This window comes from Streptomyces sp. NPDC017056, assembly GCF_044332485.1.
Taxonomy (GTDB): Bacteria; Actinomycetota; Actinomycetes; order Streptomycetales; family Streptomycetaceae; genus Streptomyces.
On record NZ_JBIRPD010000019.1, the window covers coordinates 86,040 to 112,264 of the forward strand.

The window sequence follows — 26,225 nt, forward strand, 5'->3', positions numbered from 1 at the left end:
GACAGCGAGGAGAAGGGCCGCCCCATGCGTTTCGTCAGCAACCTGCCCTGCGCGACGACGGAGGAGGACCACGTCACCATCCCCGTCTCCGACGGCACCCGCCTGTCGGCGCGCATCTGGCGCCCCACCGCCTCGGACCAGGAGCCGGTGCCCGCGGTGCTGGAGTACATCCCGTACCGCAAGGGGGACCTGACCGCCGTACGCGACTCGATCCACCACCCCTACATCGCCGGCCACGGCTACGCCTGCGTCCGCGTCGACCTGCGCGGCACCGGCGAATCGGAGGGCGTGCTCAGGGACGAGTACCTCGAACAGGAGCAGGCCGACGCCGAGGACGTCCTCGCTTGGCTGGCCGCACAGCCCTGGTGCGACGGGAACACCGGCATGATGGGCCTCTCCTGGGGCGCCTTCGCGGCCCTCCAGGTCGCCGCCCGGCAGCCCGAGAGCCTGCGCGCCATCGTCATCGCGTCCTTCACCGACGACCGGTACGCCGACGACATGCACTACATGGGCGGCCAGCTGCTCTCCGACAACCTCGCCGAGGCGGGCACCATGTTCGCCTACGCCACCTGCCCGCCCGACCCCGCCGTGGTCGGCGGGCGGTGGCGCGAGATGTGGCGGGAACGGCTGGAGAACACCAGGCCGTGGGCGCTGGAGTGGCTGAGCCACCAGCGCCGCGACGCCTACTGGCGGCACGCCTCGGTCTGCGAGGACTACAGCTCCGTACGCTGCCCGGTCCTCGCCTCCAGCGGCTGGGCCGACGGCTACTCCAACGCCGTGACGCGGCTGCTGGGCGGTCTCGACGTGCCGCGCAAGGGCCTGATCGGCCCCTGGTCGCACAAGTTCCCCCATCTGGGCGAACCGGGCCCCGCCATCGGCTACCTCCAGGAAGTCGTGCGCTGGTGGGACCACTGGCTCAAGGGCGCCGACAACGGCGTCATGGACGGGCCGATGCTCAGCGCGTGGATGCAGGACAGCGTGCCGCCCTCCACGTCCTACGAGACCCGCCCCGGGCGCTGGGTCGGCGAGCCCGACTGGCCCTCGCCGCACGTCCGCTCCGCCGCCCGCCCGCTCTTCCGGCACCGCATCGGCGGCGACGGCGAGGACTGCGGCGACCGGGGCTGCGGAGTGCTGACGGTGCGGTCGCCGCTGTCCGTCGGTCAGTTCGCCGGCAAGTGGGCCTCCTACAACGCGCCGCCCGACCTCCCGTACGACCAGCGCGAGGAGGACGGCGGGTCGCTCGTCTTCGACAGCGACCGGCTCACCGAACGGGTCGAGATCCTTGGCTCGCCCACCGTCGAACTGGACCTGTCGGTCAGCGAACCGGTCGCCATGGTCGCCGCCCGGATCTCCGACGTGGCCCCCGACGGCCGGGCCACCCGCGTCACCTACGGCGTGCTCAACCTCGCCCACCACGAGACGATCGGCGAGCCGGAGCCCCTGGAGCCCGGCCGCCGCTACCGGGCCACCGTGCAGCTCAACGGCGTCGCCCAGGCGTTCCCGCCCGGCCACCGCATCCGGCTGTCGCTGTCCACCTCCTACTGGCCGCTCGCCTGGCCGCCGCCCCGGCCCGCCACGCTGAGCGTGTACGAGGGAACCAGCACCCTGACCCTGCCGGTACGGCCCACCACCGAACCGGACCGGCTGCCGCCGCGCCCGTTCGGCGAGCCGGAGGGCACCCGGCCGCTGACCGTCAGCCAGCTGACCGCGCCGGAGGAGCGCTGGGAGGTCAAGCGCGACCTGATCGGCTACAACTCCGAGCTGGAGATCGTCAAGGACCGCGGTCTGGCCCGCCTGGACGACACCGGCATGGAGGTCGGCCGGCGCGCGTACGAACGGTATGCGACCGTCGCCGACGACTTCACCTCCGCCGCCGGGGAGACGCTCTGGACCATGCGCTTCCGGCGCGGCGACTGGGACGTGAAGGTGGTCACCCACCAGAAACTCCGCTGCTCCGAGACGGAATTCGTCATCGACGCCACCCTGGACGGCTACGAGAACGACCGCCGCGTCTTCTCCCGCACCTGGAACGAGAAACTGCCGCGCGACTGCCTGTGAGAGAGGTTACGGTCGGCCCGTGCGCCTGCTGCTGACGTCCGACACCCACCTGCCCAAACGCGCCAAGGCCCTGCCGCCGGAGCTGCTGGACGAGGTGGCGCGGGCCGACGTGGTCGTACACGCAGGGGACTGGGTGGACTCCGCCACCCTGGACCTCCTGGAGGAGCGCTCCCGCAGGCTCCTCGGCGTGTACGGCAACAACGACGGCCCGGACCTGCGCGCCCGCCTGCCGGAGGTGGCGTACGCCGAAATCGGCGGCCTGCGCTGGGGCGTGGTCCACGAGACCGGCCAGAAGCAGGGCCGCGAACGCCGCTGCGCCGCGCAGTACCCCGACCTCGACGTGCTCGTCTTCGGCCACAGCCACATCCCCTGGGACACCACGACGGAGGACGGCCGCCTGCGCCTGCTCAACCCCGGCTCGCCGACCGACCGCCGGCGGCAGCCGTACTGCACGTACATGACGGCGACCGCCGCATCGGGCCGCCTTACCGACGTACGACTGCACCGGCTGCCGCCGCGCGGCACGGCGTCAGCTGCCCAGGGGAGCCCAGCACGCCGTTGATTCCGGGGACTCCAGCACGGCCGCCAGCATTTCCGCCGAGGGCGGGCTCTCCGGTTCGAAGGCGCTGGTCATGATGAGCAGCACGCCGCGGTGCCGCTTGACCAGCGCGACGAATTCCGGGACGGCCGGCGCCGACCAGCATTCGACCAGCGCCGATACCGCCACTTCGCCACCCCTGGCGAACGCCCGTACGGGGGAGTCGGCCGAGCGGCGCGGAAACCCGTCCTTGAGGGGGCGGAGGCGCAGGTGCGGACTCAAGGGGGAGCGCGGGCCGTACCTGCTGGTGGGCGTCCAGACCCGGTCGTCCAGGACCAAATGGGCCGCCTCCAGCGCGGGGTTCACCACGAGCGCCGGGAAGAGTCCGCCACCCGCCTGTACCGCGGTGGTGAACGCCTCCCAGCTGATTCCGACGTCCTTCGCGGAGGTGACGAGGGCGGAGTCGTTCCATCGCGGGTACCTGCACAGTCCGAAGTGGAACAGCCTTGCGTCCGCCGTCGTGTACCGGTCGTCCACGTACAGCGCGGGCACACCGTCCTGCAAGGGATAGCCGCACTCCAGGCAGTCCTTGGCCCACAGCATCCGCATCAGACGGCGAACGCCCTCCTCGCCGAGCCGGTCCAGGGTGTCCGAGCCGACGGCCAGGTACCGCAGCCCGGGGACGCCGTCCGCGGCTTCGACGACGTGCCAGTCCAGCGGACAACCCTTGGCGCGCGCCCGGCTCCACGACTCACCGCCCGCCCGGACGTCTCCGAAGGAATAGTCGATCACCCCGGCCATCAGGTGCCCGACCGGCTCACCCAGCTCGCCTTGCCGCACTGCCGCGTCATACGCCTTGGACACATAGGCGTTCGCCGCTTCGTGGTCCTCCCTGCGCAAGAGGACACCGGCATACGACAGCGCCGCGTAGGGAATCGCGCCGTCGGCCGCGATGCGCAGGGCCGCCACCGCCTCGTCCGACTGCCATTGGGAGGACAGCCAGTCGGAATAGTGCAGCGCGCTCCCGGGGTCACCGGCCTCGGTACCGCGTTTCCACAGGCTCGTCGCTTCCTCTTGGTTGCCCATCTTCTGGTGGACCAGGCCCAGGGCGCCGATCGACGGCAGCTCGCCGCGCTCCACGGCCAGCGTGTACCAGTCGCGCGCGTCCTCCAGTGCGCCCCGCGCGACACACAGCGAGCCCATGTTGTGCGCGCCGGTCGGGTCGCCGAGATCAGAGGCGCGGCGAAAGCGCGCGGCGGCCCCCTCGTGGTCGTTCTCCGCGGCCAGCAGCGCCCCGTAAGTGACCAGGGCCTCGGGGTCGTCCACCGCGACGAGCGGCCCGAGTACGTCCTTCGCGACGTCCGGCCGCCCGGCGGCCCTGGCCACCGTCGACACCAGGACGCGGCGTGCGTCGTCCACGATGCGCAGGGCCTCGGCCCAGACCTCTGCCGGCAGATCGGCGGGACGGGCGCGGCGCGCCACGTCGGACACCAGGTAGTCGCAGGGCTTCCACGTCCCGCCCCGCCCCGGAACCAGCGGGCTGGTCACCCCCAGCACGATCCGGCCCGCCCAGTCCCACGCCTCGTCCAGCCCTTCCGGCCGCAGCGCCGGGCCGCCCGCCCGGTCGAGATGGTGCTCGTGCAGGCGCTCCACCGCGTCGGGTGGCAGCGCGGAGCCCACCCCGGTGCGTACGAGGTCGATGGCGGCCGCGACGAGCGCGGCCCCCCGGGGGTTGCCCTTCACCCGGGAAGCGGACCGCCACGTCTTGAGCACCTGCGGCCCCGCGGCCAGATATTCGGCCACTCCGTAGGCGCGGTCGGACCTGAGCGCCTCGGTGAGACGCGGGTCCGCGCTGCGGGACGCGTTCCGCCGTTCACCGTCGGTCCAGAGGCGTTCCAGGGTGAGGTGCCGTGCCCTGCGGAGAATCCGGCCCGGGGAAGAGGGCAGCCGGGGGTCGGTGCCCCGGGTCGGGGACGGGGCGTCCTTTTCGCCGGTGTAGTGCTCGTAGAACTCCGTACGCAAGGTGGCGAGCACCAGCATCCGCCGGCTGACCAGCCCGTCGAGCAGCGGAAGCGTCAGTCCGTCGGAGCGCAGGTAGTCGTGCAGGTCGTCGAGCCACACGATGCCCGCTGCGTCGCCGGTGCGGGAGAGGAGCGCGGACAGTTCCGCGTCCGGGTCGGGTTTGCAGACCAGCCGGCCGGCCAGTTTCCGGCGCATGCTCTCGAAAAGGGCCCGGGTTTTGCCCGCCGCGGAGTCGCCCGTCAGCAGGAGCATGCCGCCCGAGTCCGCCAGCGCGTCGAGGTGCCCGTCCAACTGGCCGTCGACGGCACGGGACACGTACTCGACCACGTGCGAATGGCCCGGGGCCTCCGGTGCGCGGTGGATTCCGAAAGCCACCGGGTCGGCTTCCCGTACCGGCTGCCAGTCGAATGCGCCGGATTCGGGAAGCGGGTTCACGGCTTGCGTCAACGGCCCGGCGATATCGGTCAACTCCGGCCGTACGCCGGCCGATTCCCAGACCGCGCGCTCGAATGCGGGGTCGCCGGCCAGGACGGAAACCGGTACCGCTTCGACACGGGCGTGCCCCCATTGCACCGGGTCGCCGCACACCACGCCGATCAGGTACTCACCGGCGAAAAGGGCGGCACCCGACATTCCCTGCCACGGCGAAAGGGAGCCGTCCGGGCCGGGAGGCGGCGGGGAGTGGGCGCTGTCCAGGACGTAACGGCCGCGCAGGAGGGAGGAGCCGGGCTTGAGGGTTCCGACGATCTGCTCGGTGTCCGGCCGCTTTCCCGCCCCGAGGGAAATCCGGGGATAGCCGACCGCCTCGCAGTTCTCCCGGGAAGCCAGGCCCGCGACCCTGCCCCACCTGACATCGGATATCCGGCACGTCGCCGGGTCGGCCACCAGGTCGTCGGCGCATCTCAGTAACGCGGCGTCACACGACGCGTCCCGGCGGCGCCACAGAATCCGGCCGCGCCGGACGCCCGTGCCGCCCGGGACGGCGACCCGCGCGTCCTCACTGCCGTCGAACAGGTGGGCCGAGGTCAGGACCAGCCGCGAGGTGAGCAGGAATCCGCTGCCCTGCCGGGCCGCCTGCACCATGGCGACGCGTTCGGCGGACCTGGCGCTCATTCACGGTGCCCTTCGAGCGGGGCGCCGAAAACCTCCATGCTCACGTCGTCCCGATTTCCGATCTCCACCGGCCTGCCGTCCCGGGAGTCCTTCGGCTTCAGTTTCACGGCCACCTTGTGCGTGGCGGTGCGGGCCGCTCCCGCCTGTACGTCGCCGGACACGACCCAGGCTTTGAACCCGGCCTTGGCCTGCGCGTCGCGGCGCAGTTCGACGGCGAATTCCAGATGGATCTCGTCGACCTCGAACCTGATGGGCTGCCCGTCCGACGCGTCCACGGCGGACATCAGCTGATTCCTGAGTCCTTGTACGGCCGCGGTGAGTTCCACGTTGTCCAGAGGGTCCTGCGCGCCCACATCATCCCCCGCTCCGACGGCCCGGCCGTCGCCGTCACACATCCGTGGCAGCGAACCTAGCATTCGAGCCGGACCGTACGGGAAGTCAGGCCGCCAGCGCCCGCAACTCCCGGGCCGACGCCTCCTCGTAGCGCCGCACCAGCAGCCGGGCCAGCTCCGGTGCCGGGCCCAGGACGTCGGCGAGGACGTCGGCGCCGGCCTCCTCGGCGCCGCGCGCGATGCGGTCCGGGAGGAAGCCGGGGGCGACGACGTAGGGGGCCACGGCCACCCGCTCGGCGCCCTCGGCCCGCAGGGCCCGCACGGCGTCCGCCGTGCGGGGGAGGGAAGCGGAGGCGAACGCAGGCCGCACGGCGTACCAACCGGTGGTACGCCGCCACTCCCGCGCGATTTCAGCGATCACTGCGATCGCCTCCGGGTCCGAGGAGCCCGCCGAGGCCAGCACGACCCCGGTCGAGCGCCGGTCGCCGGGCCGCAGCCCGGCCTCGTACAGCCGCCGTTCCAGCGCGGCGGTCAGCAGTGGGGACGGGCCGAGGACCTCTGCCCGGTGGACGGTGAGGCGGGGCAGCCGCGCGGCGGCCTCCCGCAGCACCGCCGGGATGTCGGTCTTGGCGTGGAAGGCCCGGGTGAGCAGCAGCGGCAGGACCACCACGTCCCGTACGCCGTCCGCCGCCAGCCGCTCCAGCGCCCGGGGCACGCCCGGCGCGTTGAAGTCGAGGAAGGCGACCTCGACGCGCAGGCCGGGGCGCAGCGCCCGCGCCCGCGCGCACAGCGCGGTGACGGCCGCCGCGTGCCGCGGGTCGCGGCTGCCGTGGGCGATGACGAGGAGGGCGGGTCGTGCGTCCATGGGTCAGCTCTTCACCAGCAGGCCGCGGCTGCGCAGCACCCGCCGCTCGATCGGCGCGAAGATCAGCAGTTCGATGCCGATGCCGACGACGAGGATCAGCAGGATCGCGGAGAGTACCCAGGACATGTCCTGGAGCTCGCGGCCCTGTTCGAGGAGCTGGCCCAGGCCGGTGCCCAGGTCGGCGGCGTTGACGATGAGTTCGGCGGCCATCAGGGACCGCCAGGAGAACGCCCAGCCCTGCTTGAGCCCCGCGAGGTAGCCGGGCAGCGCGGCGGGCAGCAGGACGTGCCGGACACCGGTCAGACCGTGCGCGCCGATCGTGCGGCCCGCGCGCAGGTAGAGCGGCGAGATCTGGTCGACGCCCGCGACGAGGCCGTTGGCGATCGAGGGGACCGCGCCGAGCAGCACCACCGCGTAGATCGTGGCGTCGCTCAGCCCGAACCAGATGATGGCCGCGGGCACCCAGGCCACCGAGGGCAGCGACTGGAGACCGCTGAGGATCGGGCCGATCGCGGCCCGTACCGGCTTGACCCGCGCGACGATCAGGCCGAGCGGCGTACCGATCACCACCGACGCCAGGAAGCCGAGCGCGCCGCGCGACACGCTCGTCCACACGTAGTCGAGCAGGGTGCCTTCGAGCCACTTGTCCTGGAGCGACCTGGCCACGTCGACCGGGCTGGGCAGCAGGTAGTGGTCCTTGAGCTCGAAGTGGTAGGCGAGCTGCCACAGGCCGAGGACGAGCGCGATCGCGACGACCGGCGGCACGGCCTTGGCAGCCAGTGTCCGCAGCCGGGGCCTGCGGTCGGTGACGGTGGTGTCCAGGGCGTCCAGTCCGGCTTCCAGCCCGGCGAGGTCGCCGCCGGAGCGGTCCGGTCCGGTGCCGTCCGGTTCGGTGCGGTCCGGTTCGGTGCGGTCCGGGTCGGTGCGGTCCGGGTCGGTGGTGGCGGTCCCGCCGGCCGTTTCGGTGGTGCCGGTCTCAGTGCTGGCCATGGCGGCGGATCTCCCCACGGAGCTGTTCGGTGATCTCTACGGAAAGGTCGGCGACCGCCGCGTCCTCGATGCGCCGCGGCTGCGGGATGTCCACGGTCCACTCGCGGGCGATCCGGCCGGGCCGGGAGGACAGCAGCACCACCCGCTCGGCGAGCCGCACCGCCTCCCGGACGTTGTGGGTGACGAACAGGACGGACAGGCCGCCGCTGCCGGAGGCGCTGTCGTTGGCGTCCCGCCAGATGCGGGTCAGCTCGTCGTGCAGCACATCGCGCGTGATGGCGTCGAGGGCCGCGAACGGCTCGTCCATCAGGAGGAGCCGGCTGTCCTGCGCCAGCGCGCGGGCCATCGCGACCCGCTGCCGCATGCCGCCCGACAGCTCGTGCACCCGCTTGCCGTACGCGCCCTTGAGCCGTACGAGTTCCAGCAGCCGTTCGGCCTCGCCCCGGCGCTCCGCGCGCGGCACCCCGCGCAGCCGCAGCGCCAGTTCGACGTTGCGGCCCGCGGTGAGCCAGGGGAACAGCGCGTGCTCCTGGAACATCAGGGCGGGCCGGCCGCCGGGCGTCTCGATGCTGCCCGCCGAGGGGCCGTCGAGCCCGGCGACGAGGTTGAGCAGCGTCGACTTGCCGCAGCCCGAGGCACCCAGCAGGCACACGAACTCGCCCGGCGCGACGTCGATGCTGATGTCGTCCAGCACGTGCTGCTGCGCGCCGGGGCGGCCGAACGACTTCGAGACATGGTCGATGCGAGCGGCGTAGGCGGCGGCAGCCCCGGCCGCGTCCGCCGTGGCGGACGTCCGGCTGCCGGGCTTGCCGAGCGTGGTGGTCGTCATCGGTGTCACCTCCTGGGGTGCGGTGCGCGGGTCTACTCGCTGCCGAGGCCGGCGGCGTCGACCACCGGCTTGCCCTCGGCCTTGAGCACCTTGTTGAGCAGCGTGAGGTCGTAGATGCCCTTGAGGTCGGGCTTCTTCAACAGCCCGGCCTTGACCGCGTGGTCGGCCTCCAGCTGGAGGGTGGCGGCCAGCGGGTCGTCGGTGACGTCGATGTTCCGGAACGCCGGGTCGATCACGTCCGGCGGCAGCGGCTTGCCGGACTCCTCGCCCAGCTTGTCGTTGAGCGCCTGCTTGGCCTCGGCCGGATGGGTCTTGATGTACGTGTTCGTCTTGACCGAACCGCGCAGCACCGCCTCGACGGCCTTCGGGTGCTCCTTGAGGAACTTCTGCGAGACGATCACGTTCGTGATGACGAACTTGCCGTCCTTCCACAGCTTCTTCTCGTCCAGCAGCCTCTTGCCGCCCTCGGCGACCAGCTTGGAGGCGGTCGGCTCGGGCACCCACGCGGCGTCGATGCTGCCCTGCCGGAAGGCGACCGGCGTGACCTTGTTCTCGGTGCGCTGGACGGTCACGTCGCCCTTGCCGGTGGTGGCGTCGACCCGGTAGCCCTTCTCGGCCAGGTAGTTCAGCAGCGCCACGTCCTGGGTGTTGCCCAGCTGCGGGGTGGCGATGGTCTTGCCCTTGAGGTCGTCCAGGTTCTTGATCTTCTTCGGGTTGACCACGAGCGAGACGCCACCGGAGGCCGAACCGGAGATGATCTTCAGGCTCTTGCCCTTGGATGTGGTCCAGCCGTTGATCGAGGGGGACGGGCCGATCCAGCCGATGTCGATCGCGCCGGAGTTCAGCGCCTCGATCTCCGCCGGGCCCGCGTTGAACACCGACGGCGCGAACTTCGTGCCGCCCAGCTCCTTCTGGAAGAAGCCCTTCTTGTCGCCGACCAGCGCGGTGGCGTGCGTGGTGTTGGCGAAGTAACCGATCTTGACCTTGTCCAGACCGTCGATCTTCGGGCCCTTCGCCGCGACCGCGCCCTGGTCGTCCTGCTTGGCGTGGGAGCCGTAGCCGCAGGCGCCGAGCGCGCCCAGCAGAAGGGGGACGGTGGCGGCGGCCGCGAGGAGGCGGAGGCGTCGTACGGCAGGCACGGGAGGGGGTCCTCTCGGAGGGCCGGGCGGCGAGCGCCTACGGCGGGCCCGGCAGAGCGGTGGAATGTCGGAACGGGGACAGGCGGCGGTACGTCATCGGCACGCACATCGCCCGACGCCGCCCTGGCCGCTGCCCAGGGCGCCGCTGCCGATCCGGCCGCCCTCCTTCGCGAAGGTCGAGAAGGCGTCCAGGGCCAGGGGTCCGCTCATGTCAGAAGTCCCATTCCGCGTCGTCGTCCGCGGCCGCCGCCGCGGCCTCGGCCGCCTCGGCGAACGCGGACCCGGCCATCCCCGCGGTCAGCGTGGTGCCGTCCGCCGGGTCGACGAGCAGGAACGATCCGGTGCGCCGGGAGTCGGCGTAGGCGTCCAGCGCGAGCGGTTCGGCGGTGCGCAGCACGACCCGGCCGATGTCGTTGGCGGCCAGCTCGCCGGGCGCCGGGTGCTGGGAGAGGTCGTCCAGCGTCAGCCGGGACGGGATGTCCTTGACGATCGCCTTGACCGTACGCGTGGTGTGCTTGAGCAGCACCCGCTGGCCGGTCCTCAGCGGCCGGTCGGCGACGTGGCAGACGGTCGCCTCGACGTCCTGCGTGGTGGCGGGCGGGGTGGCGGCCGGGGCGATCAGGTCGCCGCGCGAGATGTCCAGGTCGTCGGCGAGCCGTACGGTCACCGACTGCGGCGCCCAGGCCACGTCCACCGCCTCGCCCAGCAGGTCCAGCGCCTCGATCGTGCTCGTACGGCCCGAGGGCAGCACGGTCACCGCCTCGCCGACGCGCAGCACGCCGGAGGCGACCTGGCCCGCGTAGCCGCGGTAGTCGGGCAGTTCGGGGGTCTGCGGGCGGATGACGTACTGCACGGGGAAGCGGGCCGGGTCGGCGGACGGGTCGGCCACGACCGGCACGGTCTCCAGGTGCTCCAGCACGGTCGGGCCGCCGTACCAGTCCATGTTCGTGGACGGGCTCACGACGTTGTCGCCGGCCAGCGCCGAGATCGGGATGGCGGTGATCTCCGGTACGCCCAGCGAGGCGGCGTAGGTGGTGAACTCCCCGGCGATCGCCGCGAAGACCGGCTCGGCGTAGTCCACGAGGTCCATCTTGTTGACGGCGAGGACGACGTGCGGGACGCGCAGCAGCGCGGCGACGGCGGCGTGCCGGCGGGTCTGCTCGACGACGCCGTTGCGGGCGTCGACCAGCACCACGGCCAGTTCGGCGGTGGAGGCGCCGGTGACCATGTTGCGGGTGTACTGCACGTGGCCCGGGGTGTCGGCGAGGATGAACCGCCGCCGGGGCGTGGCGAAGTAGCGGTAGGCGACGTCGATGGTGATGCCCTGCTCCCGCTCGGCCCGCAGCCCGTCGGTCAGCAGCGCCAGGTCGGGGGCTTCCTGGCCGCGGCCCAGCGAGGCCCGCTCGACCGCTTCGAGCTGGTCGGCCAGCACCGACTTGGAGTCGTGCAGCAGCCGCCCGACCAGGGTGGACTTGCCGTCGTCCACCGAACCGGCGGTGGCGAAGCGCAGCAGTGAGGTGGCGGCCGTACCGGCCACGTCGACCGGGTCGACAATCGTGCTCATGGTTAGAAATACCCCTCGCGCTTGCGGTCCTCCATGGCGGCCTCGGACATCTTGTCGTCGGCCCGCGTCGCGCCCCGCTCGGTGAGCCGGGAGGCGGCGATCTCCGCGATGACGGCCTCTATGGTGGCCGCGTCGGAGTCGACGGCGCCGGTGCAGGACATGTCGCCGACGGTGCGGTAGCGCACCCGCCGCGTCTCGGCCCGCTCGCCGTCCTTGGGACCGCCCCACTCGCCGGGCGCCAGCCACATGCCGTTGCGGGCGAATACCTCGCGCTCGTGCGCGTAGTAGATGGCGGGCAGTTCGATCTTCTCGCGGGCGATGTACTGCCACACGTCCAGCTCGGTCCAGTTCGACAGCGGGAAGACGCGTACGTGCTCGCCGGGGGAGTGGCGGCCGTTGTAGAGCTGCCACAGCTCGGGGCGCTGGCGGCGCGGGTCCCAGCCGCCGAACTCGTCGCGCAGCGAGAAGACCCGCTCCTTGGCGCGTGCCTTCTCCTCGTCCCGGCGCCCGCCGCCGAACACCGCGTCGAAGCGGTTCGACTCGATGGCGTCCAGGAGCGGCACCGTCTGGAGCGGGTTACGGGTGCCGTCCGGGCGCTCGCGCAGCTCGCCGCGGTCGATGAAGTCCTGTACGGAGGCGACATGCAGGCGCAGCCCGTGCCGGGCCACCGTACGGTCGCGGTAGTCCAGCACCTCGGGGAAGTTGTGCCCGGTGTCCACGTGCAGCAGCGCGAACGGCACCGGCGCCGGCGCGAACGCCTTGAGCGCCAGGTGCAGCATGACGATCGAGTCCTTGCCGCCGGAGAAGAGGATCACCGGCCGCTCGAACTCACCCGCGACCTCGCGGAAGATGTGCACCGCCTCGGACTCCAGCGCGTCCAGGTGGCTCAGCGCGTACGGGTTGCCGGCGTCCCCGGCGCCGCCGGACCCCTCGGCGTTCACGGTGGCGGCGGTCGTCATGCCAGTCCCCTCTCGGCGAGCAGCGCGTGCAGCGCCGCGGCGGACTCCTGCACGGTCTGGGTGTGCGACGCGATGCGCAGGTCGGGCGACTCGGGCTGCTCGTACGGGTCGTCGACGCCGGTCAGCCCGGATATCTCGCCCGCCGCCTGCTTGGCGTACAGGCCCTTCACATCACGCTGGGAGCACACCTCGACGGGCGTGGCCACGTGCACCTCCAGGTACGGCGTGCCCTCGCGCTGATGGCGCTTGCGCACCGCCTCCCGGGAGTCCGCGTACGGCGCGATCACCGGCACCAGCGCCGTGACGCCGTTGCTCGCCAGGAGTTCGGCGACGAAGCCGATGCGCTGCACGTTGGTGTGCCGGTCCTCCCGGCTGAACCCGAGCCCCGCCGAGAGGAATTCGCGGATCTCGTCGCCGTCCAGCACCTCGACGCGGCGGCCCTCGCCCCGCAGCCGCTCCGCCAGCGCGTACGCGATCGTGGTCTTGCCGGCGCTGGGCAGGCCGGTCAGCCACACCGTGGCGCCCGTCATTCGTGTCTCCTGAGTGTCCGTCATCGTGCGGTCAGCGGCCCTATCCGTGCAGTCCGCACTCGGTCTTGTTGCTCCCGGCCCAGCGGCCGGCCCTGGCGTCCTCGCCCGCCAGCACCCGCCGGGTGCAGGGCGCGCAGCCGACGGAGGCGTAGCCGTCCTGGAGCAGCGGGTTGGTGAGCACGCCGTGCTCGGTGACGTAGGCGTCCACGTCGGCCTGCGTCCACCGGGCGATCGGCGAGATCTTCACCTTGCGCCGCCTGGGGTCCCAGCCGACGACCGGGGTGTTCGCCCGGGTCGGCGACTCGTCCCGGCGCAGGCCCGTCGCCCACGCGTCGTACCCGGTCAGCCCCGCTTCGAGCGGCTTGACCTTGCGCAGCGCGCAGCACAGGTCCGGGTCGCGGTCGTGCAGCTTCGGCCCGTGCTCGGCGTCCTGCTCGGCCACCGTCTGCCGTGGCGTGAGGGTGATGACGTTGACGTCCATCACCTCGGCCACCGCGTCCCGGGTGCCGATGGTCTCCGGGAAGTGGTAGCCCGTGTCGAGGAAGACCACGTCGACGCCGGGGAAGGCGCGCGAGGCCAGGTGCGCGACGACCGCGTCCTCCATCGAGGAGGTGACGCAGAAGCGCGGGCCGAAGGTCTCGGCGGCCCACTTGAGGATGTCGAGCGGGGACGCGTCCTCCAGGTCGCGGCCCGCCTGCTCGGCGAGCGCGGCCAGCTCGGCGTCCGTACGGCTCTGAGTCGTCGTCATGTGCTGCTGCCCCCTTGGCGGTTGGCGTGCTGCGGGGCCGGGGTGGCGACACCCTTGGCCAGCAGTCCGAGGAACGAGAGCCGGAACGCGCGGTTGCACGCGCCGCATTCCCACGAGCCGTGTCCCTCTTCGGACGGGCGCAGGTCCTCGTCCCCGCAGTACGGGCAGTAGAACGGCGCGGCCCGCCCGCTCACTTCAACGCACCCTCTTCCGCGCGGGCGGCCCAGGTGGCGAACCGCTCGCCCTCCTCGCGCTGCTCCTGGAAGTTGGTCAGCACCCGCTCCACGTAGTCGGGCAGCTCGTCGGCGGTGACCTTCAGGCCGCGCACCTTGCGGCCGAAGCCCGCCTGGAGGCCGAGCGCGCCGCCCAGGTGCACCTGGTAGCCCTCGACCTGGTTGCCGTCGGCGTCCAGCACCAGCTGGCCCTTGAGGCCGATGTCCGCGGTCTGGATGCGGGCGCAGGCGTTCGGGCAGCCGTTGAGGTTGATGGTGACCGGCTCCTCGAAGTCCGGCATCCGGCGCTCCAGCTCGTCGATGAGCGCGGCGCCACGGCCCTTCGTCTCGACGATGGCCAGCTTGCAGAACTCGATGCCGGTGCAGGCCATCGTGCCGCGCCGGAAGGGCGAGGGCCGGACCTGGAAGTCCAGCGCCTCCAGCCCCTCGACCAGCGACTCGACCTGGTCCGCCGCCACGTCGAGAACGATCATCTTCTGCTCGACGGTGGTGTTCAGCCGGTCCGAGCCGTGGGCGGCGGCCAGTTCCGCGATCTTGACGAGGGTGGCGCCGTCCACCCGGCCGACGCGCGGCGCGAAGCCCACGTAGAACCGGCCGTCCTTCTGGCGGTGCACCCCGATGTGGTCGCGCCAGCGGCTGCTGGGCTCGGCCGGCGCCGGGCCGTCGATCAGCTTCCGCTTGAGGTACTCGTCCTCCAGCACCTCGCGGAACCTCTCCGGGCCCCAGTCCGCCATCAGGAACTTCAACCGGGCGCGGTTGCGCAGCCGCCGGTAGCCGTAGTCACGGAAGATCCCCACGACACCGGCCCACACCTCGGGCACGTCCTCCAGCGCCACCCACGCGCCCAGCCGTTCGCCGAGCCGCGGGTTGGTGGACAGGCCGCCGCCCACCCACAGGTCGAAACCGGGGCCGTGCTCGGGGTGCTCGACGCCCACGAACGCGATGTCGTTGATCTCGTGCACCACGTCCTGCACGGGCGAGCCGGAGATCGCCGACTTGAACTTGCGCGGCAGGTTGGAGAACTCCTTGCTGCCGATGAAGCGCCGCTCGATCTCCGCGATCGCCGGCGAGCCGTCGATGATCTCGTCGGCCGCGATGCCGGCGACCGGCGAGCCGATGATGACGCGGGGGCAGTCGCCGCACGCCTCGGTCGTCGACAGCCCGACGGACTCCAGCTTCTCCCAGATCGCCGGGACGTCCTCGATGCGGATCCAGTGCAGCTGGATGTTCTGCCGGTCGGTGATGTCGGCGGTGCCGCGCGCGTACTCCTGCGACACCTCGCCGATGGCCCGCAGCTGCGCGACGCTCAGCCGCCCGCCGTCGACCCGGACCCGCAGCATGAAGTGCTTGTCGTCCAGCTCCTCCGGCTCCAGCACCGCGGTCTTGCCGCCGTCGATGCCGGGCTTGCGCTGGGTGTACAGGCCCCACCAGCGCATCCGCCCGCGCAGGTCGTTGGGGTCGATCGAGTCGAACCCGCGCTTGGCGTAGATCGTCTCAATGCGTGTCCGCACATTGAGACCGTCGTCGTCCTTCTTGAACTGCTCGTTGCCGTTCAGCGGAGTGAAGTGACCAACGGCCCACTGGCCTTCCCCGCGATGGCGTCCGGCCTTGCGGCGGGTCGTGGCGGAACCGGTTCGATCGGGGGTGGCGGCCATGGCGGTATGTCCTTCTGGGCGGCTCGGTGAGGGCGGGGGCGGGCAGCGGCAACCCCGCTGTGACCTGCGCGGACGCACCTCATCGCGGAATGGCGCGAGGCGCTGGTGCGAGAGGGTCCTGGGCGGGTCGGATCAGGGGTGCCCGCGCGTCCGCGACGGTGGGGACGGCGAAAAGGGTGACGTTGCTGAGACTGTCAGCCCGCCGGACAGATGGCGCTGGACATGCGGCCGAGGTCGACGTGCCGCCGACTCACCAAGGCAATTCCAGCTGTAGACATGACGGAAGCGTGTCATGGCGCTCTTGGGCCAGTCCACCATCATCCGGAATATGGACAAGACTGTCCCGCACCGCGAGACGCTGTGACACCGGTCACCCCACGGGAGGGCCGGCCTCGGGGCCCCGGCCCTCCCCCTTTCCGGCTGGAGCCCCCGCCTCCGTTCAGGCGCCGGGCCACGGACCCGGAGCGGGCGCCTCCGGCTCCTCGGCCACCTCGGTCGCGAACACCCGGAAGCCCCGCCGCCGGTAGTTGTCCAGCGCGTGCGGGCCGTCCTGGCTGCACGTGTGCACCCACACCCGCCGCGTCTTCGCCCGCCCCGGCCACCGCCCGGCCAGGTCCCAGGCCCGCGCGGTCCCGTACGACAGCAGATGCCCCCCTGTGCGGCGGCCCCGGAACGCCGGCAGCAGACCGAAGTAGCTGATCTCCACGACACCTTCCGGCTGCGCGTCCAGCTCTATGAACCCGGCCGGCGTCCCCCGCTCGTACGCCACCCAGGTCTCCACCCCCGGCCGCCCCAAGAACTCCTCCCACCGCCCGTACGTCCACCCCAGCCGGTCCGTCCAGGCGATGTCCCCGCCGACGGACGTATACAGAAACCGGCTGAACTCGGGCGACGCCACCTCCGCACGGGCGATGTCCACCCGTCGCCCCACCGGGGGAGCGACGGCCGGAACGAGGTCGCCGGGCGCGGTCTGTTCGAGATACCAGGTGGTCACGGTGATGGTCATGAAGGCAGGAGACCACAGGGACTCACTCGTGCGCTTCCGGCCCGGATGCGTTCTATGATCACCGCCCGCGGGCCCGTCGGGCATGCCGAATGGGGCGAGGGGTGGGTCATGGGACTGGTCGAGGAGCTGTGGAACGACGGGAAGATGCCGTTCCGCGACGGGTTGTACCGCTCGGATGACACCGGATCGGAGGTGTACGTCGAGGGTCCGGGGGCGTACCACCCGGACGCCGGGCAGCCGATTCCGTTCCGTATCGGAGGGCCGTTCCATGTCGCTCAGGGCATTGAGGATTACGGCACCACCGAGGCGGACACCTACTTCGAGAGCCCGCTACCGGACGGGACGGGGTGGCTCTCCGGCGGTGGCAGCGGGATGGGCAACATCGGTCACCTGGCCCGTTTCGACGCCGACCGCTCGTTGCGATGGGTCGCCGTCATGTTCCACTCCAACCCGTTCGTCGGGGTGCGGTGCGAGGGCACGCACGCCGTCTTCACCAACGACTGGGGAAACCGGCTGACGCTGGACCTCGCGAACCCCGCTCTCGGCTGACCGGGCCCGGGCCGCAGAACCCGCCCGCGCGGCCCGCCCGTCACCCGCCCCGCGCCGCCACCACCGCCGGGGCCGTCGAGTGGGGCAGCAGGTCCACCGGGTGTGGCGGCAGGCGCAGTTCCACGTCCACGCCGTCGGCGAAGCGGTACGGGCGGTGCGCCAGCACGCTCGCGAGATGGCGGCGCAGCCGCGACAGCTCGGCCCGCACCGTGACCGTACGGCCGCGGTCCCCGAACAGGTCCTGCGCCAGGTCGGCCGCGCTGCGCCCCTCCGGCCGGCGCGCCAGTACGAACAGCACCTCGGCGTGGCGGGGACTCAGCTCGTGCGTCCAGCTGCCCGCCGCGCAGGTGAGCGTGACCGCGGGCCGGTTGCGGCTGCCGAGGTCCAGCAGCACCCGGCTGGCGGGGGGTTCCTGCCCCTGCCCGCCGACGCGTATCAGCCACCCGCCGGGCAGCGGCTCCAGCGTGCACATGCCGTAGCGCGGCAGCCACAGCGGCCCGGCCTCGGGCGACTTGGGGAGCGCGACCCGGTCGGGCGGCGCCAGCCCGGTGACCGCCGCCGTCCAGCCGTCCTTGTCGACGGCCAGCGCCTGCCCGCCGAGCCGGGCCAGTACGGGCGCGGCGCTCGCCCGCAGCCGGTCCAGCGCGCTGTGGTGCCGGTCGCGCAGTTCGCACTCGGCGAGCCGGGCGACCGCGGTGACCAGCGACAGGGTCGTCGGATGGAAGGCGTGCGCCGGGCCGCTGACGTCCACGATGCCCAGCAGCCGCCCGTCGCGCGGGTCGTGCAGCGGTGCTGCCGCGCACGTCCACGGGTGGTGGGTGCGGACGAAGTGCTCGGCGGAGTGCACCAGGACGGGGCGCCGGGCCACCAGCGCGGTCCCTATGGCGTTCGTACCGACGACTTCCTCGGTCCAGTCGGCGCCCTTCTCGAAGCCGTGCCGGTCGGCCATCCGCCGGACCTGTGCGCAGCCCTCCCGCCACAGCACCCGGCCCTCGGCGTCCGTGACGACCATGATCTGCTGGGCGGCGTCGGCGGCCGGCAGCAGGCCGGTGTTGAACAGCGGCAGCAGCGTCGCGAGCTGCGAACCGTGTCGCCGGTGCTCCAGTTCCTCCACCGTCAGCGGGCGCTCGCGGCGGTCCCGGTCCGGGTCGACGCCGCAGCCCAGCACCCGGCGCCAGGATTCGCCGATCACCGCACGGGGCGCGGTGTCCGGCAGGCCCCCGCAGAGCGCGGCCTCACGGACCGACGCGAGCCGCCGCGTGGCCTCGCGTACCTCCTGGGCCGACCAGATGCCCATGTCGATCGGTCTGTCGCTCACGCTGTTCTCCGTTGTGCACTGTCCGTAAGTTGCCGCCCATGGTGCCGTCACCGGGCCGCTCCGAACGTCGAATCGAAGGAATTGGTTGCAACCGGCTGCAACCGTTGTGGCGTATGACGGCGGCGGGGAAGGTGGCCGGCAGGACGAGAGGGGGCGACGTCATGGTGACCGGATCTCCTCGCGCCGACGGCGCGCCACGGCCGCGCGGCCGGGCGGCAGCAGACCCAGCGGGCCGGCCCTGAGGGCAGGTCCGAGACCGGGGAGGGGGTGCCGGGTCGGCGCGGCACCGCTCCCCGCCCACGCGGTGGCGGGCCCCTGACCCCACCCCCCTCCCAAGGGAACGGGGCCCGCCACCGCGCCTGTCCGAGAACCCCGCCCTAGCCCACCACCGGCCGGGCCCGCTCCACGATGGCGCGCAGGCCGAGCGTGGGCGGCAGGGTGCCGAAGGTGGCGCCGTGGTCGGTGCCCAGGCGTGAGCCGCAGAACGCGTCGGCGACCCCGGGCGGCGCGTACCGTACGAGCAGTGAGCCCTGGAGGACCAGCGCCATCCGCTCCGCCAGCCGCCGGGCGCGCGCCTCGATGCCCTCCAGGTCGGCCAGTTCGGTGAGCAGCTCCTTGACCGCGGCGTCCAGGCGGTGGTCGGCGCCCCGTGCCGTGCCGAGTTCCGTCAGGAACGCGTGCAGCGCCGCCGGTTCGCGGCGCAGCGCCCGCAGTACGTCCAGGGCCTGGACGCTGCCCGACCCCTCCCAGACGGAGTTGAGCGGCGACTCGCGCAGCAGCCGCGGCATGCCGGACTCCTCCACGTAGCCGTTGCCGCCCAGGCACTCCAGCGCCTCGGCCGCCACCGGCGTGCAGCGCTTGGTCACCCAGTACTTGGCGGCCGGGACCGCCAGCCGCAGGAACGCGCGCTCCTGCTCGGTGTCCGCGTCGTACGCCGCCGCCAGCCGCAGCGCCAGCGCCGTCGCCGCCTCCGACTCCAGCGCCAGGTCGGCCAGCACGTTGCGCATCAGCGGCTGGTCGGCGAGCGGCCTGCCGAACGCCTGCCGGTACGCGGTGTGGTGCAGCGCCTGCGCCACCGCCTGCCGCATCACCGCCGCCGACCCCGTCACGCAGTCCAGCCGGGTCGCCGCGACCATCTCGATGATCGTCGCCACCCCGCGCCCCTCCTCGCCGACCCGCCGCGCCCAGGTCGTCCCGTCGAACTCGACCTCGGCCGACGCGTTCGAGCGATTGCCCAGCTTGTCCTTGAGCCGCTGGATACGGAAGGAATTGCGACTGCCGTCCGGCAGCACCCGGGGCAGCAGGAAGCAGGTCAGCCCGCCCTGCCCGCCGCCGTCCACGGGCGCGTCCCCCGGCGTCCTGGCCAGCACCAGGAAGGCGTCCGACATCGGCGCCGAACAGAACCACTTGTGCCCGGTCAGCACGTACTCGCCGTCGCCCGCCAGCGGCTCGGCGCGCGTCGTGATCGCCCGTACGTCGCTGCCGCCCTGCTTCTCCGTCATCGCCATCCCGGCGAGCGCGCCCGGCTTCTGCGCCACAGGCCGCAGCCCCGGCTCGTACACCCGTGACGTCAGCAGCGGTTCCCACTCCGCCGCCAGCCCCGGGTCGGCCCGCAGCGCGGGCACCGCCGCGTGCGTCATCGACAGCGGGCAGCCGTGGCCCGCCTCGGCCTGCGTCCACACCAGGAACCCCGCCGTACGCCGTACGTGCCCGGCAGGACGCGACCAGGCGCCGGTGAGCCCCGACGAGACGGCGTGCCCCAGCAACCGGTGCCACGACGGGTGGAACTCCACCTCGTCCACCCGGTGGCCGTAGCGGTCGTGCGTACGCAGGACGGGTGGCTGGCCGTTGGCCTGCTCTCCCCAGCGCTGCGCGTGCGCGGAGCCCGCCGCGCGGCCCAGCTCGCCCAGTTCGGTGCGTGCCTCGTCCAGGAGGTCCGGCGGAACATACCGTTCCACGCCCTCGGTGAGCGCCGCGTCCGCCGCGAAGACGTCGTACCCGACCAGCGGCGGAGGCTGGTTCGTGACCGTGTGAGTGGTGGCTGCCATGGCAGCTACGGTAAGGAGGTGCAGCCAGTGAAAGAACCAGCGCAGCGGCCATCCGGCCGTCTGCACAGGGCCCGGGTCCTGTACCGCAACGTCTCCAAACGCCGCCTCGCCTGGCTGCTGCTGAAGGACACCGTCAACTCCTGCATGGAGTACCGCGTCACCGGGCTCGCCGCCGAGGCCGCGTTCTTCTGCCTGCTGTCCCTGCCGCCGCTGCTCCTCGGCTTCATCGGCCTGCTCGGCTACATGGAACCCTGGATCGGCCAGGAGACCATCGACCACATCCGCGAGAACATCCTCGCCGCGTCCGACACGCTGCTCTCCAGCAAAGGCGTCAACGAGATCGCCCGGCCGCTGCTCGACGACGTCTTCACCGGCCGCCGCCCGGACGTCATCTCCCTCGGCTTCGCCATCGCCCTGTGGTCCGGCTCCCGCGCGCTGAACGTCTTCGTCGACACCATCACCATCATGTACGGCCTGGACGGCCGCCGCGGCATCGTCAGGACCCGGCTCCTGGCCTTCGTGCTCTACCTGGCCGCGCTCGTCGTCGGCGCCGTCGCGCTGCCGCTGATGGTGGCGGGGCCCGACACCGTCGTCAGCTGGCTGCCGGCGAGCGAGAACGTCATCCGCGTCCTGTACTGGCCGGTCGTCCTGATCCTCTCCGTCGCCTTCCTCACCACCCTCTACCACGCGTCCGTCCCCGTACGCTCCCCCTGGCGCGAGGACATCCCCGGCGCGGTCGTCGCCCTCGCCATGTGGCTGCTGGGCAGCCTGCTCCTGCGCGTCTACCTCACCCAGACCGTCGAGGGCCCCACCATCTACGGCTCACTCGCGGCCCCGGTCGCCGTCCTCCTGTGGATCGGCGTCTCCGCCTTCGCGGTCCTGGTGGGCGCGGCCATGAACGCCGCCCTCGACCGGGTGTGGCCCTCGGTCGCCACCGCAGCCGGCCGCGCCGAGAAGGAACGCCGCGCCCACGAAGCGGCCGAGGCCCGGCACTCCGCCCCCACCGAAACCGACGCGCCGGAACCGGACGACGAAGACGAGGACGACGAAATCGACGACGAAGCCGACGACGACACCCCGCCCCCAGCCGAGTACCCCGAACGCTGGACCCACCACCTCCCCCCAACCGACATACGGGCCCGCCTACACGCCTACGCCAAGCGCCCCCGCCGCCACTGACCCCCCGGGCGCGGAACCCGGGCACCCGGCCCGGCAGACCACACACCGCCCCGCCCCGGCCGCTCAGCAGTGACCGGTCGTGCAGACGAGCGTGAAGCACGCAACTGGACCGTATGGGGCAGGTGGACGGTTCGGAAGTCCGGTTCAGCGCTCCCGAAGACGCCGTCTATCACGTGGGAATCTCGGTTTTCCGCTTCGATGACGACGCGCTCGTGACGCCCCACCTTGCCCGCGTGGTGGGGCATGACGCGCCCCTGCCGCATCTGCGCAGGCAGGAGGAGGGCGGGATGTTCGACCGGTTCGTCGGGCACGCCGGGGAATTGTGGGGGCGGGGAGCAAAGCGGCTCAGGGCGGACCCCGTGTGCTGAATTCGGGTGACCGGGGTGTGGGCGGTCCGGCGAGCGGTGGTGTGGTGGTGGCGGCTGTGCTGCAAGGTGCATTCCGGGAGCTGATTCCCTGCCACCTTTTCCGGGAGAGCCGTGCACCCTTTTTCCCTCTGCGCGCCGCTGCTCGCCGCTCTCCTGATCGCCGTGGGCGGTTCTCCGGGCGGCGCGTACGCCACCGCACCGCTCGCCGACCGGTGGCCGGCCGCGGTGGGTGCGCCCGTGCCGAGCGGTGAGCCGGTGCCGTACGGCGGGGCCGTCCGGTGCTCCGTGCCCGGTGACTGTCTCCCGGCGGTGGTGACGGTCGTTCCGGGGCCGGGGCCCGGTGCCGGACGTGCGCGTCCCGCGCTCCCCGCGACCGGGGGCGGCGCCGGGCTGACGGTTGCGGCGCTGGGTGCGGTGCTGGTCAGCATCGGCGCGGTGGCGGGGGCCGTGGGGCGGGACCTGCGGAACAGGCGGCGGCGGGCGGCGGGGAGCGGGCGCGCCGAGGACTGACGGGGGCGGGGCCCGCCGGCCGGGTACTGGTGATCATGGATGCGGCGGCACGGGGCACACGGTGATCAGCGCGGCCGTTCCCGTGCCGCGGAAGCGAAGGAGCACCGGTCGTGGCCGCACCCGTGAGAAGTGACTACTCCTCAGCTCGTCGCCGTACCTACCCGATGCGGCGGACGCTGTTCGTCCTCGCCGTCGTCAGCGCCCTCGCGTGTGGCGTCTACCTCGCTCTCCAGCAGCTGGTGCGGTGGGCGTTGCAGAACCCGGGGGCGGCCACCGTCACGGCCTGCGCCGTCCTCCCGGTCGCCCTGGTCCTCCTCGTGGTGGCCATCCGCGGCATGCCGCGGATGCGCGAACTGCGCCGCGCGGCACGGGCGGGCAGGGCGGAGGCCGAGGCGGAGCTGGAGATGGAGATGGAGGTGGAGGTGGAGGCGCGGGCCTACGAACGGGCCGAGGAGCGGGTCGAGGAGCGGGCCGAGGTGGCACGGGGGGTTGTGGCTGAGACGCCGGCCTGGCGCGTCGAGGACTTTCTCGCCATGGACGCGGACGCCTTCGAGCAGGCGATAGCCCGCCTCTGCGAACGGGACGGCTGCCGGGACGTCCAGGTCGTCGGCGGCGCGGGGGACCTGGGCGCCGACGTCCTGGCCACCGCGGCCGACGGCCGCCGGTTGATCATCCAGTGCAAGCGGTACTGCGCGACGAACAAGGTCGGCTCCCAGGACGTGCAGCGCTTCGGCGGCACCTGCTTCACGGTGCACGAGGCCGAGGTCGCCGCCGTCGTCACCACGAGTGCCTTCACCGAACCCGCCGCCGAGTACGCCGCGACCTGCGGCATCCGCTGCTACGACGGCGAGCTGCTCGTCGCCTGGGCGAACGGGACCGGCCCGGCGCCCTGGACGTGACGTCCGGGGGTACCGCTCAGGCGGCGCCGCTCTCCTTGCGGCCGCGGTCGTCGCACGGCAGGGCGGCGCCCGGAGCGCCGGCGTGGAAGTCGCGGGCGGCTTGGTGCTCGACGTCGGTGATGGCGGCGGGGCCGACGGAGATGGCTCCGCCGAAGGGGCTCTCGGCGTCGTGGACGAGCAGCAGGGTGGCGGTGAGCAGGGCGGTCACCATGGCCAGGGTGGCGAGCTGGGGCTGGTTGCGGCGCCTGGGGATGCACAGGCACAGGGAGATGACGGTGATGGAGAGCAGGACGAGCATGAACCAGTAGACCGCGGCGGGGACCGCCGGGGTCGACTCCGTCAGCCGTGCCTGGCGGGCCTTGGCCCGGGTGTCGTCCGCTCCCACGAGCATGCCGAAGACGCTTTGGTCCGGGCCGATGGCCTTGAAGGCGCCGCGCAGGTCGGCGGTCCAGACGCTGGGTGCCGGGGAGCTCCGGCCATGGACCATGGCCGGCCATTCGGAGTGGCGTACCGCCCGGGTGTAGCAGACGACGTCGGCCTGTACCCGGCGGCGCTGTGCGGCGTTGGGGAGGAACTCGGCCGTCTCTTCGAGGTGGTCGGTCGCGTTGGCCTCGTTGTGCACGGCTTCCTCGGCCCTGTTGTAGGACCCGGCGGCGGTGGCCAGCATGAAGGCGAGGATCAGTACGGTCAGGGTCTGCACCGGGCCGATCAGGTCCCGCACCGACAGGCCCTCGTCGTCGGCTTCGCTGTCGTTGCGGCGCAGGAAGTGGTGGGCGATCAGGCCGAGGAGCAGGGCGACCGCGGCCACCACGATGGTGACGATCATGACTGGGGTCTCCGGAGCGGGGTCAGGGCTCGACGCCGGTGGTCTCTTTCCCCAGTGCCTTTGCCTGACGGCGGCGACGGGCATACGGACTCGCCCGGCCGGTCACCCTTACGAGTGCGGCTCTTGGGGCTGCCGGCGGCACCGGCCCCGGTACCTACGGGTCCCGCTCAGGTGAGCGGGACCCGTAGATACCGGCCCGCCGTGTGCAGGTCGGCCTCGATGCGTGCCGCGGCCGCCTTGAGGGCGGGCAGGAGGGCGTCGCGGTCCTCGGTGGGGGAGCGGCGGCCGGCGTGGGTGGAGACGTTGACCGCGGCGACGACCCGGCCGTCCCGGTCGCGGACGGGGGCGGCGATCGAGCGCAGGCCCTCCTCCAGTTCCTCGTCCACCAGGGCGTAGCCGTCCTCGCGGGCCTGTTCCAGTAGGGCCGCGAGGCGGTCGGCGGAGGTGACGGTGTGCCGGGTGAGCGGGGCGAGCGTGGTGCGGGCGAGGTGTGCCGTGCGTTCCGCCTCTGGCAGGCCCGCCAGCAGGACCCGGCCCATGGAGGTCGGGTAGGCCGGGAAGCGGGTGCCCACGGTGATGTTGACGCTCATGATCCGCACGGTGGGGACCCGGGCCACGTACTGGATGTCCGTGCCGGACAGCACCGCCATCGAGGCGGAGTCGTGCACCTGCTCCACCAGGGCGGCCAGGTGGGGCTGGGCGATCTCGGGGAGGGTCAGGCCCGACAGCGGGGCGAAGCCCAGTTCCAGCACCTTCGGCGTGGGGCGGAAGAGCCGGCCGTCCGAGGTGAGGTAGCCGAGGTGCCCGAGGGTGAGCAGGGCGCGGCGGGCGGTGGCGCGGGCCAGCCCGGTGGCCTCGGCCACGGCGGTCAGGGGCAGTGCCGCGCGGCCGGTGCCGAAGGCGGTGAGCGTGAGCAGGCCGCGGGCCAGCGATTCCACGAACTCCGGGCCCAGTTCCTGTTTGGAGGCGCGCATCCAGGAGGCGTGCCGGGGAGTGGTGGGTACGGCGATGGGCGGGGGTGGAGCGGCCAGGGCCTGTTCCATTTCGGCGACGGTCTCGCGCAGTTGGGGGAGCACGGCGGCGGGCAGGCCCCGGGGGGCCAGCCGGCTGGTGTGGCTGACCACGCTCACCGCGCACGCCGGGCGGCCCAGGGCGTCGCGTACGGGCATGGCGACGGCGACCAGGCCCGGTTCGATCAGCTGGTCGTCCAGTGACCAGCCGGCGGTACGAGCCGCTTCGACCCGGGAGGCGAAGTCCGCGGCGGGGCCCGTGCCGGAGTCCGTGTCGGCGTCCCTGCCGGGGCCCCTGCGGGAGTCGCTTGCCCGGCGCGGCGGGACCGCGGGGAACCCGGCGTCCGTGGGGTCCGCCGCGCGCCGTTCCCGCCAGCGCCGCCAGGCGTCCTCGTCCCAGCCGGCGGCGAACAGCGCGCCGGGCGCGCCGCGTTCGGCGGGCAGCAGGTCGCCGATGCGGAACGCGAGCGACATGGCGCGCCGCCGGGTCGTCTGGTGGACGAAGCGCACCCCGTCGCCGTCCGGCACGGCGAGGGAGACCGACTCGTCGAGCGCGTCGGCGAGCCGCTCGGCGTACGGGCCGAGCCGGTCGGGCAGTTCGCAGGCGGCCAGGTAGGCGTTGCCGAGTTCCAGCAGGCCGGGCGCGAGCACCGCGTCCCGGCCCTCGGTGCGTACGTGGCCGAGGCGGGCGAGGGTGCTCAGGACGCGGTCGACGGTGGAGCGCGCCAGCCCGGTCGCGCGGACGAGGTCGCCGACGGCCTGGCGTCCGCCGCCGGCGCTCAGGACGCGCAGCACGGACAGGCCGCGCGTCAGCGGGCCCACGGCTTCCGGGGGCGGCGGCGCGTCGGTGGCGGGGTCGGTCATGGGCTCTCCACGGTGCGGAAATCTCGTCGGCACCGTACCCGCTGACCCGTTGACAGGTCCGGGAGAGGGGCTC

Annotated in this window: 24 protein-coding genes and 1 pseudogene; 7 read left to right on the forward strand and 18 right to left on the reverse strand. The window is 72.8% G+C overall.

Translation table 11 applies throughout. The features are described 5' to 3' along the window. The first annotated feature begins 24 nt into the window (after window positions 1-24). Together ACH4OW_RS29895 and ACH4OW_RS29900 are read left to right on the forward strand one after the other, a co-directional pair. Window positions 25-2,058: a CocE/NonD family hydrolase gene (locus ACH4OW_RS29895; protein ID WP_398030876.1), complete on the forward strand. Its 2,034-nt coding sequence runs from the start codon at window positions 25-27 to the stop codon at window positions 2,056-2,058. Window positions 2,059-2,077: 19 nt separating this feature from the next. Further along, window positions 2,078-2,620: a metallophosphoesterase family protein gene (locus ACH4OW_RS29900; RefSeq protein WP_398030878.1), complete on the forward strand. Its 543-nt coding sequence runs from the start codon at window positions 2,078-2,080 to the stop codon at window positions 2,618-2,620. Here ACH4OW_RS29900 and ACH4OW_RS29905 read toward each other — a convergent pair. The 14 genes from ACH4OW_RS29905 to ACH4OW_RS29970 form a co-directional block, all read right to left on the reverse strand. Then, complete coding sequence (locus tag ACH4OW_RS29905; RefSeq protein WP_398030880.1) at window positions 2,588-5,731, reverse strand: trypsin-like peptidase domain-containing protein; 3,144 nt, start codon at window positions 5,729-5,731, stop codon at window positions 2,588-2,590. The two genes, ACH4OW_RS29900 and ACH4OW_RS29905, sit on opposite strands and share 33 nt — an antisense overlap. Continuing rightward, the gene (locus ACH4OW_RS29910; protein ID WP_360131608.1) at window positions 5,728-6,126 is read right to left on the reverse strand and encodes a trypco2 family protein; all 399 of its coding nucleotides are present in this window, start codon (window positions 6,124-6,126) and stop codon (window positions 5,728-5,730) included. Before ACH4OW_RS29910 ends, ACH4OW_RS29905 begins: the two co-directional genes overlap by 4 nt. 43 nt (window positions 6,127-6,169) lie before the next feature. Beyond that, window positions 6,170-6,928 (reverse strand): sirohydrochlorin chelatase, encoded by a 759-nt coding sequence (locus tag ACH4OW_RS29915; protein ID WP_398030882.1) that lies wholly within the window; start codon window positions 6,926-6,928, stop codon window positions 6,170-6,172. A gap of 3 nt (window positions 6,929-6,931) precedes the next feature. Next, window positions 6,932-7,918 carry an ABC transporter permease gene (locus ACH4OW_RS29920; RefSeq protein WP_398030884.1) on the reverse strand — a complete coding sequence of 329 codons (987 nt, stop codon included), beginning with the start codon at window positions 7,916-7,918 and terminating at the stop codon, window positions 6,932-6,934. Then, the gene (locus tag ACH4OW_RS29925) at window positions 7,905-8,747 is read right to left on the reverse strand and encodes an ABC transporter ATP-binding protein (protein WP_360131617.1); all 843 of its coding nucleotides are present in this window, start codon (window positions 8,745-8,747) and stop codon (window positions 7,905-7,907) included. The genes ACH4OW_RS29920 and ACH4OW_RS29925 overlap by 14 nt, the downstream gene beginning before the upstream one ends. Before the next feature lie 32 nt (window positions 8,748-8,779). Next, a complete protein-coding gene (locus tag ACH4OW_RS29930) occupies window positions 8,780-9,886 on the reverse strand; it encodes an aliphatic sulfonate ABC transporter substrate-binding protein (protein ID WP_360131620.1) in 1,107 nt (368 codons plus the stop codon). A gap of 211 nt (window positions 9,887-10,097) precedes the next feature. Continuing rightward, the gene (locus ACH4OW_RS29935; protein WP_398030887.1) at window positions 10,098-11,450 is read right to left on the reverse strand and encodes a sulfate adenylyltransferase subunit 1; all 1,353 of its coding nucleotides are present in this window, start codon (window positions 11,448-11,450) and stop codon (window positions 10,098-10,100) included. 2 nt (window positions 11,451-11,452) lie between these two features. Continuing rightward, entirely contained in the window at window positions 11,453-12,409 is a 957-nt protein-coding gene (cysD, locus tag ACH4OW_RS29940) for a sulfate adenylyltransferase subunit CysD (RefSeq protein WP_398030889.1), read from the reverse strand. Beyond that, window positions 12,406-12,939, reverse strand: a complete 534-nt coding sequence (gene cysC, locus ACH4OW_RS29945) for an adenylyl-sulfate kinase (protein WP_398030890.1) — start codon at window positions 12,937-12,939, stop codon at window positions 12,406-12,408. The genes cysD and cysC overlap by 4 nt, the downstream gene beginning before the upstream one ends. 40 nt (window positions 12,940-12,979) lie before the next feature. Then, on the reverse strand, window positions 12,980-13,687 hold the full coding sequence (locus ACH4OW_RS29950) for a phosphoadenylyl-sulfate reductase (protein WP_360131631.1): 708 nt from the start codon (window positions 13,685-13,687) through the stop codon (window positions 12,980-12,982). Then, window positions 13,684-13,881 carry a hypothetical protein gene (locus ACH4OW_RS29955; RefSeq protein WP_360131634.1) on the reverse strand — a complete coding sequence of 66 codons (198 nt, stop codon included), beginning with the start codon at window positions 13,879-13,881 and terminating at the stop codon, window positions 13,684-13,686. The genes ACH4OW_RS29950 and ACH4OW_RS29955 overlap by 4 nt, the downstream gene beginning before the upstream one ends. Continuing rightward, window positions 13,878-15,575 carry a nitrite/sulfite reductase gene (locus ACH4OW_RS29960; protein ID WP_360131637.1) on the reverse strand — a complete coding sequence of 566 codons (1,698 nt, stop codon included), beginning with the start codon at window positions 15,573-15,575 and terminating at the stop codon, window positions 13,878-13,880. Before ACH4OW_RS29960 ends, ACH4OW_RS29955 begins: the two co-directional genes overlap by 4 nt. Window positions 15,576-15,769: 194 nt before the next feature. Further along, window positions 15,770-15,853 carry a putative leader peptide gene (locus tag ACH4OW_RS29965; RefSeq protein ID WP_312024626.1) on the reverse strand — a complete coding sequence of 28 codons (84 nt, stop codon included), beginning with the start codon at window positions 15,851-15,853 and terminating at the stop codon, window positions 15,770-15,772. Between the two features lie 161 nt (window positions 15,854-16,014). Further along, window positions 16,015-16,581 carry a GNAT family N-acetyltransferase gene (locus tag ACH4OW_RS29970; protein ID WP_398030892.1) on the reverse strand — a complete coding sequence of 189 codons (567 nt, stop codon included), beginning with the start codon at window positions 16,579-16,581 and terminating at the stop codon, window positions 16,015-16,017. Window positions 16,582-16,689: 108 nt separating this feature from the next. Between ACH4OW_RS29970 and ACH4OW_RS29975 the strand changes: the two genes are divergently transcribed. After that, complete coding sequence (locus ACH4OW_RS29975; RefSeq protein ID WP_398030893.1) at window positions 16,690-17,130, forward strand: hypothetical protein; 441 nt, start codon at window positions 16,690-16,692, stop codon at window positions 17,128-17,130. A gap of 40 nt (window positions 17,131-17,170) precedes the next feature. Here ACH4OW_RS29975 and ACH4OW_RS29980 read toward each other — a convergent pair whose 3' ends face one another. Beyond that, window positions 17,171-18,448, reverse strand: coding sequence for a GAF domain-containing protein (locus ACH4OW_RS29980; protein ID WP_398030894.1), 1,278 nt, complete (start codon window positions 18,446-18,448; stop codon window positions 17,171-17,173). Between the two features lie 377 nt (window positions 18,449-18,825). Then, on the reverse strand, window positions 18,826-20,496 hold the full coding sequence (locus ACH4OW_RS29985) for an acyl-CoA dehydrogenase family protein (RefSeq protein WP_398030895.1): 1,671 nt from the start codon (window positions 20,494-20,496) through the stop codon (window positions 18,826-18,828). 18 nt (window positions 20,497-20,514) lie between these two features. Here ACH4OW_RS29985 and ACH4OW_RS29990 point away from each other — a divergent pair, with 18 nt between their 5' ends. The 4 genes and pseudogenes from ACH4OW_RS29990 (at window position 20,515) to ACH4OW_RS30005 (ending at window position 23,452) form a co-directional block, all read left to right on the forward strand. Beyond that, the gene (locus tag ACH4OW_RS29990; protein WP_398030896.1) at window positions 20,515-21,675 is read left to right on the forward strand and encodes a YihY/virulence factor BrkB family protein; all 1,161 of its coding nucleotides are present in this window, start codon (window positions 20,515-20,517) and stop codon (window positions 21,673-21,675) included. 104 nt (window positions 21,676-21,779) lie between these two features. Next, window positions 21,780-22,043, forward strand: a pseudogene (locus ACH4OW_RS29995) (XRE family transcriptional regulator); the annotation flags it as partial. 111 nt (window positions 22,044-22,154) lie between these two features. After that, window positions 22,155-22,553: a hypothetical protein gene (locus ACH4OW_RS30000; RefSeq protein WP_398030898.1), complete on the forward strand. Its 399-nt coding sequence runs from the start codon at window positions 22,155-22,157 to the stop codon at window positions 22,551-22,553. 164 nt (window positions 22,554-22,717) lie between these two features. Then, the gene (locus tag ACH4OW_RS30005) at window positions 22,718-23,452 is read left to right on the forward strand and encodes a restriction endonuclease (protein WP_398030970.1); all 735 of its coding nucleotides are present in this window, start codon (window positions 22,718-22,720) and stop codon (window positions 23,450-23,452) included. Between the two features lie 16 nt (window positions 23,453-23,468). Here ACH4OW_RS30005 and ACH4OW_RS30010 read toward each other — a convergent pair whose 3' ends face one another. Together ACH4OW_RS30010 and ACH4OW_RS30015 are read right to left on the reverse strand one after the other, a co-directional pair. Then, window positions 23,469-24,278 (reverse strand): hypothetical protein, encoded by an 810-nt coding sequence (locus ACH4OW_RS30010; protein ID WP_398030900.1) that lies wholly within the window; start codon window positions 24,276-24,278, stop codon window positions 23,469-23,471. Window positions 24,279-24,445: 167 nt separating this feature from the next. After that, window positions 24,446-26,152: an IclR family transcriptional regulator C-terminal domain-containing protein gene (locus ACH4OW_RS30015; RefSeq protein ID WP_398030902.1), complete on the reverse strand. Its 1,707-nt coding sequence runs from the start codon at window positions 26,150-26,152 to the stop codon at window positions 24,446-24,448. Between the last annotated feature and the right edge of the window lie 73 nt (window positions 26,153-26,225).

Coding starts and splice junctions, on each gene's coding strand:
- ACH4OW_RS29950 (WP_360131631.1), bottom strand. CDS start 13,687: ATGACGACGACTCAGAGCCGTACGGACGCCGAGCTGGCCGCGCTCGCC.
- ACH4OW_RS29925 (WP_360131617.1), bottom strand. CDS start 8,747: ATGACGACCACCACGCTCGGCAAGCCCGGCAGCCGGACGTCCGCCACG.
- cysD (WP_398030889.1), bottom strand. CDS start 12,409: ATGACGACCGCCGCCACCGTGAACGCCGAGGGGTCCGGCGGCGCCGGG.
- ACH4OW_RS29960 (WP_360131637.1), bottom strand. CDS start 15,575: ATGGCCGCCACCCCCGATCGAACCGGTTCCGCCACGACCCGCCGCAAG.
- ACH4OW_RS29905 (WP_398030880.1), bottom strand. CDS start 5,731: ATGAGCGCCAGGTCCGCCGAACGCGTCGCCATGGTGCAGGCGGCCCGG.
- ACH4OW_RS30010 (WP_398030900.1), bottom strand. CDS start 24,278: ATGATCGTCACCATCGTGGTGGCCGCGGTCGCCCTGCTCCTCGGCCTG.
- ACH4OW_RS29985 (WP_398030895.1), bottom strand. CDS start 20,496: ATGGCAGCCACCACTCACACGGTCACGAACCAGCCTCCGCCGCTGGTC.
- ACH4OW_RS29915 (WP_398030882.1), bottom strand. CDS start 6,928: ATGGACGCACGACCCGCCCTCCTCGTCATCGCCCACGGCAGCCGCGAC.
- ACH4OW_RS30005 (WP_398030970.1), top strand. CDS start 22,718: ATGCGGCGGACGCTGTTCGTCCTCGCCGTCGTCAGCGCCCTCGCGTGT.
- cysC (WP_398030890.1), bottom strand. CDS start 12,939: ATGACGGGCGCCACGGTGTGGCTGACCGGCCTGCCCAGCGCCGGCAAG.
- ACH4OW_RS29970 (WP_398030892.1), bottom strand. CDS start 16,581: ATGACCATCACCGTGACCACCTGGTATCTCGAACAGACCGCGCCCGGC.
- ACH4OW_RS29920 (WP_398030884.1), bottom strand. CDS start 7,918: ATGGCCAGCACTGAGACCGGCACCACCGAAACGGCCGGCGGGACCGCC.
- ACH4OW_RS30015 (WP_398030902.1), bottom strand. CDS start 26,152: ATGACCGACCCCGCCACCGACGCGCCGCCGCCCCCGGAAGCCGTGGGC.
- ACH4OW_RS29895 (WP_398030876.1), top strand. CDS start 25: ATGCGTTTCGTCAGCAACCTGCCCTGCGCGACGACGGAGGAGGACCAC.
- ACH4OW_RS29975 (WP_398030893.1), top strand. CDS start 16,690: ATGGGACTGGTCGAGGAGCTGTGGAACGACGGGAAGATGCCGTTCCGC.
- ACH4OW_RS29965 (WP_312024626.1), bottom strand. CDS start 15,853: ATGTCTACAGCTGGAATTGCCTTGGTGAGTCGGCGGCACGTCGACCTC.
- ACH4OW_RS29910 (WP_360131608.1), bottom strand. CDS start 6,126: ATGTGTGACGGCGACGGCCGGGCCGTCGGAGCGGGGGATGATGTGGGC.
- ACH4OW_RS29935 (WP_398030887.1), bottom strand. CDS start 11,450: ATGAGCACGATTGTCGACCCGGTCGACGTGGCCGGTACGGCCGCCACC.